This is a genomic window from Alteromonas lipotrueae (assembly GCF_019249215.1).
GTDB classification, from domain to species: domain Bacteria; phylum Pseudomonadota; class Gammaproteobacteria; order Enterobacterales; family Alteromonadaceae; genus Alteromonas; species Alteromonas lipotrueae.
Window position 1 is genome coordinate 208,689 of record NZ_JAESDI010000005.1, and the last position, 15,063, is coordinate 223,751.

7 protein-coding genes are annotated in these 15,063 nt (G+C 44.7%); all 7 read left to right on the forward strand.

Features of this window, described 5'->3' with window-relative positions; all coding sequences use genetic code 11:
• The first annotated feature begins 72 nt into the window (after nucleotides 1–72).
• The 7 genes from sucA to JKP82_RS07380 all read left to right on the forward strand — a co-directional run bounded on the left by sucA (nucleotide 73) and on the right by JKP82_RS07380 (nucleotide 15,007).
• The gene (gene sucA / locus JKP82_RS07350) at nucleotides 73–2,892 is read left to right on the forward strand and encodes a 2-oxoglutarate dehydrogenase E1 component (protein WP_159530107.1); all 2,820 of its coding nucleotides are present in this window, start codon (nucleotides 73–75) and stop codon (nucleotides 2,890–2,892) included.
• Between the two features lie 9 nt (nucleotides 2,893–2,901).
• Nucleotides 2,902–4,398 carry a 2-oxoglutarate dehydrogenase complex dihydrolipoyllysine-residue succinyltransferase gene (gene odhB / locus JKP82_RS07355; RefSeq protein WP_159530109.1) on the forward strand — a complete coding sequence of 499 codons (1,497 nt, stop codon included), beginning with the start codon at nucleotides 2,902–2,904 and terminating at the stop codon, nucleotides 4,396–4,398.
• A gap of 152 nt (nucleotides 4,399–4,550) precedes the next feature.
• Nucleotides 4,551–5,717, forward strand: a complete 1,167-nt coding sequence (gene sucC / locus JKP82_RS07360) for an ADP-forming succinate--CoA ligase subunit beta (protein ID WP_159530111.1) — start codon at nucleotides 4,551–4,553, stop codon at nucleotides 5,715–5,717.
• Nucleotides 5,717–6,589: a succinate--CoA ligase subunit alpha gene (sucD, locus tag JKP82_RS07365; RefSeq protein WP_013783986.1), complete on the forward strand. Its 873-nt coding sequence runs from the start codon at nucleotides 5,717–5,719 to the stop codon at nucleotides 6,587–6,589. Before sucC ends, sucD begins: the two co-directional genes overlap by 1 nt.
• Before the next feature lie 411 nt (nucleotides 6,590–7,000).
• Nucleotides 7,001–9,805 (forward strand): TonB-dependent receptor, encoded by a 2,805-nt coding sequence (locus JKP82_RS07370; protein ID WP_218396459.1) that lies wholly within the window; start codon nucleotides 7,001–7,003, stop codon nucleotides 9,803–9,805.
• A 156-nt stretch (nucleotides 9,806–9,961) separates the two neighbouring features.
• The gene (locus JKP82_RS07375) at nucleotides 9,962–11,548 is read left to right on the forward strand and encodes a tryptophan halogenase family protein (protein ID WP_159530117.1); all 1,587 of its coding nucleotides are present in this window, start codon (nucleotides 9,962–9,964) and stop codon (nucleotides 11,546–11,548) included.
• Nucleotides 11,549–11,890: 342 nt separating this feature from the next.
• A complete protein-coding gene (locus JKP82_RS07380) occupies nucleotides 11,891–15,007 on the forward strand; it encodes a TonB-dependent receptor (protein ID WP_218396461.1) in 3,117 nt (1,038 codons plus the stop codon).
• Nucleotides 15,008–15,063: the final 56 nt, after the last annotated feature.

Here is a 15,063-nt window from a genome sequence, read left to right on the forward strand (position 1 = left end):
TTATGTCACGAATAACCTTATAATACAAACCGATGGTTAATAGAATTTACAAAACGTAGCAAGGCAAATTAAATGCAAGAAAGCGTGATGAAAGCGTGGTGGGATTCCTCGCATATGGCAGGTGCCAACGCTGCCTATGTTGAAGAATTGTACGAATCGTATTTGGAAGACCCGCAGAGCGTTTCCGATACTTGGCGTCAAATCTTTGATAGCCTCCCCAAGGTCGAAGGCGTTGAACTTGAAACCAACCATACTAGTGTTAAAGATCAGTTTAGGAAGCTAGCTGCTCTAGGCCCGACAGCACGAATGTCGAGCGCACCAGTTGAAGGCACTCCGGTCTCGGATGACAGGCAAGTTAAAGTGTTACAGCTTATCAACGCCTTTCGCTTCCGAGGTCACCAGCATGCCAACCTCGATCCGCTAGGGTTATGGAAACAAGAGCGCGTTCGTGATTTAGAACTGTCTCACCATAATCTTTCTGATAAAGATTTTGACAGTGTGTTCAACGTAGGGTCTTTTGCCATTGGTAAAGATTCGCTGTCATTAGGTGAGTTATTTAAATCACTTAACCGAACATACTGTGGTTCTATCGGTGCTGAGTATATGCACATTACCGATACAGACCAAAAACGCTGGTTACAGCAAAAAATTGAGTCAGTGCAAGCAAAGCCAGAGTTTTCTAAAGATGAAAAACTAACCCTGCTAAAAGGGCTAACGGCTGCTGACGGCATGGAAAAGTACCTCGGGTCTAAATTCCCAGGTGCCAAGCGCTTCTCACTGGAAGGTGGCGATGCATTGGTTCCTATGCTTAAAAACCTAATCACTAATGCAGGTGCTGCAGGCACTAAAGAAGTGGTTATTGGTATGGCTCACCGTGGTCGTCTGAACGTACTAGTCAACGTGTTGGGTAAAAACCCATCAGTATTGTTTGATGAATTCGCCGGTAAGCATGATGATTCATTAGGCGCAGGTGATGTTAAATACCACGCTGGATTCTCATCAGATTTTGCTACGCCAGGTGGCAATGTTCACTTAGCGCTTGCATTTAACCCGTCTCACCTTGAAATTGTAAATCCGGTAGTAATGGGCTCGGTTCGTGCGCGTCTTGAACGTCGTAACGACGATACTAACACCGTACTTCCTATCACCATCCACGGTGACTCAGCGATTGCTGGGCAGGGCGTAGTTCAAGAAACCTTCAATATGTCACAAACTCGCGGTTTCGCCGTGGGTGGTACGGTGCGTATTGTGGTGAACAACCAAGTTGGTTTTACAACGTCAAAAACAGAAGATACCCGTTCTACGCAATACTGTACTGACATTGCGAAAATGGTTCAGGCTCCTATCTTCCACGTTAACTCTGATGACCCAGAAGCGGTTGCTTTTGTGACACAGCTCGCACTTGAATACCGCAATAAATTCAAGCGTGATGTGGTTATCGATTTAGTGTGTTATCGCCGTCATGGTCATAACGAGGCTGACGAGCCAAATGCAACTCAGCCGCTTATGTACCAGAAAGTGAAGAAGCATCCTGTACCTCGCGCTATTTATGCCGATCAGCTCATTGCTGAAGGTGTTATTGAGCAGCGTGATGCTGACCGCTATTTAGAAGAATATCGCGCTGCACTTGATCATGGTGCATGTGTCGTTGAAGAATGGCGTCCGATGACAGAGCACAGTGTAGACTGGTCTCCATACCTAGGTCATGATTGGGATACCCCATATGACGGCGCTATCAGTGTTGAAAAACTTCAGGAACTTGGCGAAGCGCTAACAAGTTTCCCTGAAGGTCATAAACTTCAATCTCGTGTAAACAAGCTATACCAAGACCGCAAGGCCATGGTGAACGGTGAGAAGAAACTTGATTGGGGAATGGCAGAGAATCTGGCTTATGCATCTTTAGTTGATTTAGGTGAAGATATTCGTATGACAGGTCAGGACTCTGGCCGTGGTACTTTCTTCCACCGTCATGCGGTATTGCATAATCAAGCTGATGGCTCGACCTACATGCCACTGCAAAACATTCGTGATGGCCAAGGGAAGATTGAGATTTACGACTCTGTGCTATCAGAAGAAGCGGTCATGGCGTTTGAATATGGTTATGCGACTGCAGAACCTGAGTGCTTAACTATATGGGAAGCTCAGTTTGGTGACTTCGCAAACGGCGCACAAGTTGTATTTGACCAATTCTTGAGTTCAGGTGAAGCAAAGTGGGGCCGTTTATGTGGTCTAACTATGTTGCTTCCACACGGTTACGAAGGTCAAGGTCCTGAGCATAGCTCGGCTCGTCTTGAGCGATTCTTGCAAATGTGTGCTGATCACAACTGGCAAGTATGTGTACCTTCAACACCTGCGCAAGTATTTAACATGCTTCGTCGTCAAGTGGTTCGGCCTATGCGTAAACCGCTTATCGTTATGTCGCCTAAATCCTTATTGCGTCACCCGCTTGCGACTTCTTCTCTTGAAGAGTTAGCAGAAGGCAAATTCCACAACGTAATTAGCGAAATTGACGATATTAATCCGAAAGACGTTAAGCGTGTGGTGATGTGTTCAGGCAAGGTTTACTACGATTTGCTTGACCAGCGCCGTAAAAATGAACAAACAGACGTTGCAATCGTAAGATTGGAGCAACTTTATCCATTCCCACAAGAAGAATGCGCTAAAGTTGTGGCACAATACAGCCACGTTACAGATTGGGTTTGGTGTCAGGAAGAACCGCAAAACCAAGGAGCTTGGTATTGCAGTCAACACCACTTCTGGCAAGCAATTCCAGATGGCGCCAAATTAACATATGCAGGTCGTGAAGCATCTTCCTCACCTGCAGTAGGTTATGTTTCCGTTCACAATCAGCAACAAAAAGCGCTGGTTGAAGACGCACTCACTATTAAATAAGGAACAATGATGACAATTGAGATAAAAGTTCCGGTCCTACCAGAGTCAGTTGCCGATGCCACCATTGCAACTTGGCACGTAAAGGCCGGCGACGCGGTAAAGCGTGACCAGAACCTGGTTGACATTGAAACTGATAAAGTTGTGCTGGAAGTTGTAGCACCAGCCGACGGAACTATCGGTGAGCTTCTTAATGAAGAGGGTGCAACGGTACTAGGCGAGCAAGTTATTGCTAAATTAGAAGAGGGTGGCGCTGCGCCAGCTAAATCTGAATCGAAAGCTGAATCTAAAAAAGAAGCAGCACCTGCAGCTAGCGGTAAAACGTCAGAAGTTAAAGTACCTGTATTACCAGAGTCGGTAGCTGATGCAACCATCGCCACATGGCATGTTGCAGTAGGCGAAGCGGTAAGCCGTGACCAAAACTTGGTTGATATCGAAACTGATAAAGTCGTTCTAGAAGTGGTAGCGCCAGCTGATGGCTCACTATCTGAAATTGTTGCCGAAGAAGGCGCAACAGTGACAGCTGAAGAAGTGATTGCTAAATTTGTTGAAGGCGCAACGTCAGGTGCAGCAGCATCTGAGTCGTCTGACGCTACATCTGATGATTCAGATGACAGCAGCGATGCACTGAGTCCTTCGGTTCGCCGCTTATTGGCAGAAAAAGGCGTAGATGCAGCGAAAGTTAAAGGTACGGGTAAAAATGGCCGTATCACTAAAGAAGACGTAGAAAAACACCTTAAGGGTGGCAGTGCACCAGCGGCTTCAGCGCCATCAGCTGCAGCTGAAACAGCTGAATTACCTACGGGTAATCGCACAGAAAAACGTGTACCTATGACACGTCTTCGTAAAACGATTGCAACCCGTTTACTTGAAGCTAAAAACTCTACTGCTATGCTAACTACGTTTAACGAAGTTAACATGAAGCCAATTATGGAACTTCGTAAGCAGTATCAAGAGAGCTTTGAGAAACGTCACGGTATTCGTTTAGGTTTCATGTCTTTCTACGTGAAAGCGGTAACTGAAGCACTTAAACGTTTCCCAGATGTGAATGCATCGATTGACGGTGATGACATTGTTTATCACAACTACTTCGATATCTCTATCGCGGTATCAACACCTCGCGGTCTAGTTACGCCTATCTTAAAAGATACGGATACACTAGGTATGGCTGGTGTTGAGAAAGGAATTAAAGAATTGGCAATTAAAGGCCGTGATGGCAAATTGTCGATGGCAGACCTTCAAGGCGGTAACTTTACTATCACTAACGGTGGTGTGTTTGGTTCATTGATGTCTACGCCTATCATTAACCCGCCACAGAGCGCTATTTTGGGTATGCATAAAATCCAAGATCGTCCAATGGCTGTTAACGGTAAGGTGGAAATTCTGCCAATGATGTACCTCGCCCTGTCTTATGACCATCGTATTGTTGATGGTAAAGAGTCAGTAGGCTTCTTGGTAACAATCAAAGAGATGCTTGAAGATCCAACACGCCTTCTATTAGACGTGTAAGGCTTTCCTCTCTTAGTCTTGTGTGCAGCTGCGTTTCTTATTAATGTAAGTCGCGTTGCTGCCACAACGCTGATATTCGCCCTATAATATCAGTCTAATTAATCAAGTCGCGAAAGCGGCTTTTGTCTTACTAAAAATCGGATAGAAACACCATGAATTTGCATGAATACCAAGGTAAGCAGCTATTCAAAGAATACGGTCTACCTGTTTCTGAAGGATACGCAGCAGACACTCCAGAAAGTGCTGTAGAGGCCGCTAACCGCATTGGCGGGAGTGAGTGGGTAGTTAAATGTCAGGTCCACGCAGGTGGTCGCGGTAAAGCAGGTGGCGTTAAGTTAGTTAAAGATACTGACGCAATTAAAGCTTTCGCAGAAAACTGGCTTGGCAAAAATTTGGTGACTTTCCAGACTGACGAAAATGGTCAGCCTGTGAGCAAAATCCTTGTTGAAACTTGCACAGATATCGCTAACGAATTGTACCTTGGTGCAGTAGTTGACCGCACAACCCGTCGTGTTGTGTTTATGGCTTCTACTGAAGGTGGCGTTGAGATTGAAACTGTTGCTGAAGAAACACCAGAGAAAATTCTTAAAGCTGAAATCGACCCAATTGTTGGCGCTCAGCCTTACCAAGCGCGCGAAATGGCGTTTAAACTTGGTCTTTCTGGCGTTCAAATCAAACAATTCACTAAGATTTTCCTTGGCCTAGCTAAGATGTTTGAAGATCTTGATGTTGCATTGATTGAAATTAATCCGCTTGTAATTAAAGAAGATGGTGACCTTCACTGTCTTGACGCTAAGCTAGCTATAGACGGCAACGCGTTATATCGCCAGCCTAAAGTTAAAGCTATGCAAGATCCTACTCAAGAAGATGCACGTGAAGCGCATGCTGCTGAGTTCGAACTTAACTATGTTGCGCTAGACGGTAACGTAGGTTGTATGGTTAACGGTGCCGGCCTAGCAATGGGTACAATGGACATCGTAAACCTACACGGTGGCAAGCCAGCTAACTTCCTAGATGTTGGTGGCGGCGCGACTAAAGAACGTGTTGCAGAAGCATTCAAAATCATCTTATCTGACGACAACGTTTCAGCTGTTTTAGTTAACATCTTTGGCGGTATCGTTCGTTGTGACATGATTGCTGAAGGTATCATTGGCGCGGTTAAAGAAGTTGGCGTTAGTGTTCCTGTTGTTGTACGTCTTGAAGGTACAAACGCAGAGCTTGGCCGTGAAGTTCTAGCGAACTCTGGTCTAGATATCATTGCTGCTGAGTCGCTAACTGATGCAGCACAGAAAGTTGTTGCTGCTGCGGAGGGCAAATAATGTCTGTATTAATTAACAAAGATACCAAAGTAATCTGTCAAGGTTTCACTGGTGGTCAAGGTACTTTTCACTCTGAGCAAGCCATTGCTTACGGTACGCAAATGGTTGGTGGTGTAACACCAGGCAAAGGCGGCACTGAGCACCTAGGTCTTCCAGTATTCAATACAGTACGTGAAGCGGTAGAAGCAACAGGCGCAACTGCGACTGTTATCTATGTACCTGCTGCATTCTGTAAAGATTCAATCGTTGAAGCTGCTGATGCTGGCATCGAGCTTATCGTTTGTATTACTGAAGGTATTCCAACGCTTGATATGCTTTACGTTAAAGAATACGTAAATGCTAAAGGCGTTCGCATGATTGGTCCTAACTGCCCAGGTGTTATTACTCCTGGAGAGTGTAAGATTGGTATCATGCCTGGTCATATCCATAAGCCTGGTAAAGTAGGTATTGTTTCTCGCTCTGGTACACTTACGTATGAAGCGGTTAAGCAAACTACTGACGAAGGTTTCGGCCAGTCTAGCTGTGTTGGTATCGGTGGAGACCCAATTCCGGGTTCTAACTTCATCGACATCCTACAGTTATTCCAAGATGATCCTCAAACAGAAGCTATCGTTATGATTGGTGAAATTGGTGGTACAGCAGAAGAAGAAGCTGCTGAATTCATCAAAGCTAACGTCACTAAGCCTGTTGTTTCTTACATTGCGGGTGTTACTGCACCTGAAGGTAAGCGCATGGGTCACGCTGGTGCAATCATTGCTGGCGGTAAAGGTACAGCTGATGAGAAATTTAAAGCACTAGAAGACGCGGGCGTTAAAACCGTTCGCTCTCTTGCTGAAATCGGTAAGGCACTTCGCGAAACTACGGGTTGGTAGTTAGCAAAGCGCACGCAAGTGTTTAAGTGAAGCCCGCTAATTAGCGGGCTTTTTTGTGCCTGATTATTGATGGTCAACAGAAAATTCCTTACTAGTAATATCCCTAATTTGGCATTCGTCATCTATATTTAAAACCTTGCATAACCCGTCTTAAAATGGCTAAGTGCCGTAACAAAATTACAACAAAAGGTCAGTTTAGCGGCGATGTTGCGTAATTTTGTTGTTAAATTTCAATAATTTCATGAGAGTTAATGTTAATGAGGTGTTGAATATTTTCTATGAATACGTATGCAAGCAATTGTGCAAAGCCCGTGTGCTCTATAGGATTATCAGCGACTGGATACATTGTCATTCGATTGTCATAAAAATAACAAAAAGACAACAAATATAACTGAATGGGACACCTGTTTTATGAATCAATTTAAACCAAATCTCATCAAGGTTGCGCTGATCACTGGTGGCGTAGCTTTTGGTTGTTCGCCTACATTTGCACAAGAAACAAATTCTGAAGCAGCTGATGAAGCTAATGTTGAAGTTATTCAAGTTAGCGGTATACGTGGCAGCTTGCAACGCGCTCAAGCGATTAAAATGGATAGCACCTCTATTGTTGAAGCGTTATCCGCAGAAGACATCGGTAAATTACCAGATACAAGTATTGCAGAATCTATTTCACGTTTGCCTGGCTTAGCCGGTGAGCGTAGAAACGGTCGTACAAGTGGTATTTCAGTACGTGGTTTCAACGAAAACTACGTAGGTACATCACTAAACGGTCGTGAATTATTAGGTATGGGCGACAACCGCGGCGTTGAATTCGACCTCTACCCAACTGAAATCATTTCTAGCATTGTTGTTTATAAAACAGCAGAAGCTGGCATGACCACCCAGAATATTGGTGGTTCAATTGACCTTCAAACCATTAGTCCGCTTGCAGCTAAAAGTACATTCGCTATCAACGGCACCTACGAAAAGAATGCTGAAGATGCACCAAACCCAGACTTCGACAATAATGGACATCGTATTTCAGTAAACTACGTTGACCAATTTGCTGACGATACTATTGGTCTTGCACTAACTGTTGCTAGCATGGAATCACCGCGTCAAGAACAACATTTCCGTGGTTGGGGTTATGCAGGTGCAAACGCGGATAATGCCGCTGACGGTGTTGACGTTACAGAAGGTACTACCATTTTAGGTGGGCATGACTCATTTGCACGTTCAGCAATGTTAGAGCGTGACTCTATCGCCGGTGTAGTTGAATGGGCGCCTACAGATAAACTAAATGTTCAAGTAGATGCGCTTTATATCGACTTCGTAGAAGATGACGTTCGTCGTGGTCTTGAAGAAGGCGGTGCTGAATGGGGTACTGGCGAATATACCATTACTGGTGTTGAAGATAGCTTAGTAACCTCAGGTTACTACGATGGCTTCTATTCAGTGATTCGTAACGATGCTCGTACTCAAGAAGCCGATTTAACGACGGTAGGCGTGAATGCAGAATACATCTTAAATGATAACTGGACCTTAGAGTTCGACTACTCTACCGGTAAAGTTGAAAAAGACATTATCGATGTGGAAAGTTATTCAGGTGTAGGCCGTGCAGGAATTGATGGACGTCCTATTACTGCTCGTAGCTGGGAAATGACGTCTACCGGCGCGGTATATTCTGATCACCCAAGCATTGCACCTGTCGACCTTACTGATGAAAGCTTAATTCGTCTTGCAGGTCCACAAGCCTGGGGCGCACCTATTATTGGTGCCGACGCACAAGACGGTTTCGTGAACCAACCGCATTATGAAGAAGACCTTGATACCTATCGTTTCGATGCTAAAGGGTACGTTGAATGGGGCGTAGTAACTGGCATGTCTGCGGGTGTTATTTACTCAGATCGTAGCAAAACCAAAGAAAATGATGGCGCATATCTAACCGCACCAAGCTATCCTGGTGATGCCGCTATTCCAGATGTACTGGGTGTAGTACCCCTGGACTTCATTGGTATAGACGGAATTCTCGCTTATGATTCTCTAGGTTTGTATCAAAGCGGTTATTACATTGCTACCGATGCTAAACTGGTGCAAAACGATCGTTTAGGTGATAGCTATACGGTTGATGAAGAGTTGCTGACTTTCTACACTAAATTTGATTTAGAAATGGAAGTAGGTGATATCTATATTCGCGGTAACGTGGGTGTACAAGTGGTTAATGCTGACCAGCAATCTACGGGTTTTTCAACCACGTCAGATGCTGATGGTATGACAGTAGCGGTACCGGTTTCGGGCGGCGCTGATTACACTGATGTACTACCAACGCTTAACCTTTCAGCAGAAGTTGCCGAAGGTCAATTTGTACGTTTCGCATTAGGTAAAGTCATTTCAAGACCACGTATGGACGATATGCGTCCAAATACGCAAGCGTCTTTCGCGTTTAATGATAACCAAATTACCAGTACCGATCCTGAAAATGGCCCTTGGAGTGGTAGCTCAGGTAACCCTGAACTTAAGCCCCTTGAAGCTAACCAGTTAGATATCGCTTATGAAAACTACTTCTCGGATACGGGTTATGTAGCGGCATCATTCTTCTATAAAGATATTAAAAACTGGCATCGCGATACTAGCGTACTTACGGATTTCTCTGATGTTTACATTCCTGATTTACACCAAGGTTCAGAAGGGCAAACGCCTGCTACTTTCCTAGGTTCTGTAGGCAGTGTACTAGATGGTTTCGAAGGTTATGTGCGCGGTTATGAACTACAAGGTTCATTGCCAGGTGAATTGCTTCATGAGTCACTAGAAGGCTTTGGCTTGTTCGCAAGTGCAACCTTCATGGAAGGTGAAGTAGACGCAGCACCAACGCAAACAGAAACCCGTATTCCAGGCTTGTCTGAAGAGTCATACAGTATGACGTTCTTCTATGAAAGCAATGGTTTCGAGTTCCGTGTTGCAGCAACCAAGCGTGATGACTACTTAACGGAAGAACGTGGTACTAGCTTGGCATTGGTAGATGCTACTAAGCAAGGCGGTACCTTGGTTGATGCCCAAATCGGATACGACTTTAGTGAGTCTGGTATTGAGTCTCTGGAAGGCCTACGTGTTACTTTCCAAGCGCAAAACCTAACTGATGAAGATGATATTCAAGCGTCTCAGGCGGATTCTCGTCAAATTACGCAATATCAATCTTACGGTACTAACTACTTGTTGGGCTTTAACTATACCTTCTAATGGTTGAGCGAAAGCTAACATTAGAATAAATACAAGCCACCTTGTTGTTTCAGCGCTCGAATATGCATTTTGGCGGCGAAGCAAAAGGTGGTTTTTTATTGTAAAAGCACAAGTAAACCATCTACAGTGTGGTGAAGTAAGTAGTAAGGGCTGAGTATGGCAGTAGCAAATAAAACAGCAGCGAACCAACAGGCAACCGATCAACATTCAAGGGATCACCAAGAAGCTAAGCAAACGCCGGTAAAACGTGTTGTAGTTGCAGGCGGCGGCACAGCAGGGTGGCTAACAGCGGCATTGCTCAAAAAAGTCATTGGCGACGCAGTGAATATTACCCTGGTCGAATCTGAGGCTATTGGCACAGTAGGCGTAGGCGAGGCCACCATCCCGCCCATTAGACTAGTTAATCAAGTGCTGGGTATTGACGAGGCCACTTTTCTTCGCGATACCAAGGCCACCATTAAGCTGGCAATTCGCTTTGAAAACTGGAAGCAACAGGGGCAACAGTACTACCACACGTTTGGTGCGCCAGGCAAAAGCATGGCGTTCTGTCATTTCCATCACTTCTGGCTAAAAGCACGTCAGCAGGGTTTAAAACATGATTTGTGGGAATATGACCTTAACTATTTAGCGGCTGAGGCAGGTAAATTTGCACGTATTAACGCGAAAGACCCGGTTTTAGAGCTTCCTTTTGCTTATCATTTTGACGCTTCATTGTATGCTAAATACCTGCGTAAACTTAGCGAGGGGCTGGGCGTTAAACGTGTTGAAGGTAAAATCAGCTACGTATCAAGACACAAACACAGTGGGAATGTAAAAGCATTACATCTCGAAAATGGCCATGCCATTGAAGGGGACTTGTTTATTGACTGTACAGGTTTTCGAGGGCTGTTAATTAATGAAACGCTGGGGGCAGGCTATGATGACTGGTCTCATTTATTGCCTTGTGACTCCGCCATTGCTGTACCTTCTGAACGCCATGAAAATACCGCACCCTTCACCCGTTCTATCGCGCACAGTGCTGGTTGGCAGTGGCGAATTCCTTTACAACATCGTAATGGCAATGGTCACGTATATAGTTCACGCTATATGAGTGATAGCCAAGCCCACGACACCTTGATGGCTAACCTTGACACTAAACCACTGGGCGATCCTAAACTCATTAAATTTACTACTGGCCGTCGTAGACAACAATGGTATAAAAATGTGGTCGCGGTAGGGCTTTCTTCTGGCTTCTTAGAGCCTTTGGAGTCTACCAGTATTCACCTTATTCAATCAGCTATCGTGAGGTTAATTAAGCTTTTCCCGCACCAAGGTATCTCAGATAGTGCGGTTAAAGAATACAACGCACAATCAAAAGTAGAATTTGAACAAATACGAGATTTTCTAGTATTACATTATTGTTTAAATGAACGCGAAGACAGTGATTTTTGGCGCGATATGCGCCATTTAACCCTGCCAGATTCGTTAACTCACAAAATGGCGTTGTTCAAACAAAATGGCAATTTAGTGCGTGAACAAAATGACTTATTTTTAGAGAGCTCTTGGCTGCAAGTTATGTATGGGCAAGGGCTAGTCCCTGAAGACTATCATGGGTTAGCGAATAGCTTTTCAGATGAGAAAACGCAAGCCATGCTATCGTCGTTGTATAACATTAAGCGTGAACCAATAGCATCGCTACCCACTCATGACGCATACATTCAATCAATGATTGATAGTGCAAATAAAACGTCTGTAAGCTTTTAATTTAATTGGCCTGTGTGCTGTGATGCAAGTTACTGTGTCTTGCTGTAAATCACCATAAATCGCGCCTCGTTATTTAACATTCCGAAGCCGTCAACGACTCCATTTCCCCCTTAAGTTATTCTTGAGGGGGACCTTCCTCATTGCAATTCAATATCTTACTTATCCTAATTAAGTTAGCCGCTGCTAATATTTAATTTTGTGTAAATTTAATGTAAATGAATACGTATGCATAGTGTTGCTCTCTTTTTATACAACCCGATACTATTTATGGCAGAACCATAAGTGACGGGTTTGGGTGTGGTATTCCCAAACCGTTGATAAAAAATAAGGAACGGGGCACCAATGAGAACATTCAAACTTAAGCCCATCATGGTGGCGTTGGTCAGCAGCGGGTTGGCATTTACTTTGCCAGCATACGCTCAACAAACGCAAGAAGACACCATTGATGAAGTCAGCGAATCTGCGATAAATAGTAACAATCAATCGAGTAGCCAATTAACAGGTGAAGATATACCGGTCGACAATATATCCGAGGAAACGCTCGAACGCATAGAGGTGAGGGGGTTTAGTACTAGCCTCATACAATCACTCAACCAAAAGCGTTTTTCTGACACGGTGTCAGAACAAATTTCTGCTGATGATTTGGGCGGTTTGCCTGATGTATCTATGGCAGATGCGCTTACCCGATTGCCAGGTATATCTGCAGTTCGTACAGGGGGCCAAGCGGCCGAGATTAACATTCGTGGTTTAGCGGGTGACTTTGTGTTCTCTACATTAAATGGACGTGAGCAAGTGTCTACCAGTGGAAGCAGAGCCATTGAGTTCGACCAGTACCCCTCAGAGTTAATCACCGAAGCGAGTGTATATAAATCGCCTAAAGCATCACTGATTGAAGGGGGGATCGCTGGAACGGTAGAGCTGAAGACAGCAAGCCCGTTAGCCATGGAGGAGCAGCATAAGTTCAGTGCCAATATGCGTGGCATGTATAACGACCGAGCCAGTGAGATATCGGATGCGAGCGAATTTGGTCATCGATTGAGCTTTTCCTATCAAGGAAAGTTCATGGACGACACCGTCGGTTTATCCCTAGGTTATGCACGCTTATTCCAACCCAGTGTTTCTACTCAGTTTGTGGGTTTAGCGTATAACGGGGCTGTTGATGTAGATGGTATTGAAGGTGACAACGACAGAGCTGGCACCGACTGCCCAGAATGTGAGCTTATTTCTGAAGGCTTTGAGATTCAACACAAGGGTGGCGAGCAAACTCGCGACGGTTACGTTGCAGCCATAGAGTGGGCGCCATTAGAAAACTTCACCTTAAAAGCCGATGCGTTTATCTCTAAGTTCGATTCAGAAGAATTTGCCCGTGGGTATCGAGTCAAGCTAGGGGGGATAACGGCAGGCATCACGAACCCTGTTATTGTAAACAATAGTGTGATTGGTGGCACTTTCTCACGAACAGACAGTAGCTTTACTCGAGTTGAGTTAGTTAACGACGACAACCAAGATTTCGATAGCGTTGAAAACTTTGGTATTAACGCAGATTGGGAAATTAGTGCTGACTTATCGGTGCAATTTGATGTGTCTCGTTCCACCGCGAAAAGTGATTTCCGTAATGGCTTGTTATGGTCTTTAGTCAGTGAAGATGCTAACGCTGTCAGCCCAGTGTTTGATGAGAACGTTCAAATCTCGTATTTGTTGAATGGCAACAACCTTCCTGATTTAGCATTTAATCAAGCAGATGCATTTTCCGATATCGATAGGGTGATGGTCAGTAAATACGGCATTTATCCATTTGTTAACAAAGACGAGCTTGATGCTTATAAGGTAGATTTCCAATATTTTGTCGATATGCCCATCGTGACTGGGTTGGAGTTTGGCTATCGCTATTCCGATAGAGAGTACAGTAACGATCGTTCGGTATTTGAATACGGAAACGACAGTGCGTTTTCTGCAAGTGAGCCACCGCTGCGTTTAACGGATGACATGGTAGAGCAAGTTGATTGGGCTGGCGATTTTAGTTATTTCCCAAGCTATTTGTCGGTAGATTTAAACAGTGCACTTAATGCATGGTTTCCAAGTGGCTATCCTCAACCAGTTCAAACCTGGGGGCCAGGGGCTGCTGGCGTGATTAATGGTCCAGGTACGGGGCCGTCTACATCTTGGACTATGCAAGAAAGTGGACAGGTCTTTGAAACTGTAAACTCCGCTTATTTGATGGCGGGACTCAGTACTGAGATTGCGGGTATGCCTGTAACCGGAAATGTGGGTGTTCGTTACGTAAAAACAAAACAAAGCTCTACCACTTACCAGCGTGCCACATCGTTAATTACCGATCCAGAAACCGGTGTCACAGTTGAAGTCAGTGATCCCACCGCTGGCGCGCAAAACATTACCGACGATGCCGGCCTTATTAACAACTTTTATCGCTTCACAACGCTTACTCACGAATACGACGATGTGTTGCCGTCTATCAACCTAAATTTTGCGCTTACGGATAATACGCAACTAAGAGTAGCCGCAGCTAAAGTGATGGGCCGTGCGCCTATCAATAGATTTGCGGCAAACGCTTCTACCACCGTTGAAACGGTAACCGCAGTGCAAGATAGAGATTCCGGGGAAGTGACCTTGTCGCAACCTACCGCCAAGGTAAACGGGAACGCGACAAATAGCCCGTACCTAGAACCTTTTTATGCCACCCAATACGATATTTCATGGGAATACTATTTTGATGATACCGAAGGGGCGTTAATACTGGCGGCATTCTACAAAGACATAGAATCTTTCATCGAAGAAATTAACATAGAACCTTATGATTTTAGTGGCAACGGCATTGTGGTGCCAGCGTCGGTTCAGGTTCCTGTGTATCTTGAGCCTGAATTTGTAGGGCAAGAGGCTGAGTTGTCACGGGATGCTGATGGCAACCCTATTTTTGTTACGGTTCCTACAGAAAATGGCAGCTATAGCACTGCAGTGAATAACGCTGAAGGTGGCTATATTCGCGGTGTTGAAATTGCCTACACTGAAATTTATAGCATGTTGCCAAGCTTCTGGTCTGGTTTAGGGGTAACCGCTAGTTACTCATACACGGAAAGTGAAATTCAACGTACGTTGAGTAGTTCGGTGTATTCGGATAGCTTGCCTGGCTTATCTGAAAATGTGGCCACGGTAACGCTATTTTGGGAATACGAAGGGTTTGAAACTCGCTTATCTGGGCGTTATCGCGATTTCTTTGTGTCTGAGCAAGTGGCAGTAAACGATCAAACCGTGAATTTTGATTCTGAACTGGTTGTTGATTACCAAGCATCCTATGAAATTAACGACAATTGGAGCGTATTGTTTCAAGTTAACAACGTTACCGACGAACCTACCAAAAGCTATTTCACCTCTTCTGAACAAACCGGCACCATTCAGTTTTTCGGAACGCAGTATTACTTGGGGATGACATATCAATTATGAGCATTTTACCTATCTCCCAGAAGCTGAAACCAAAGGCTATCGCTGCCAATACTGCG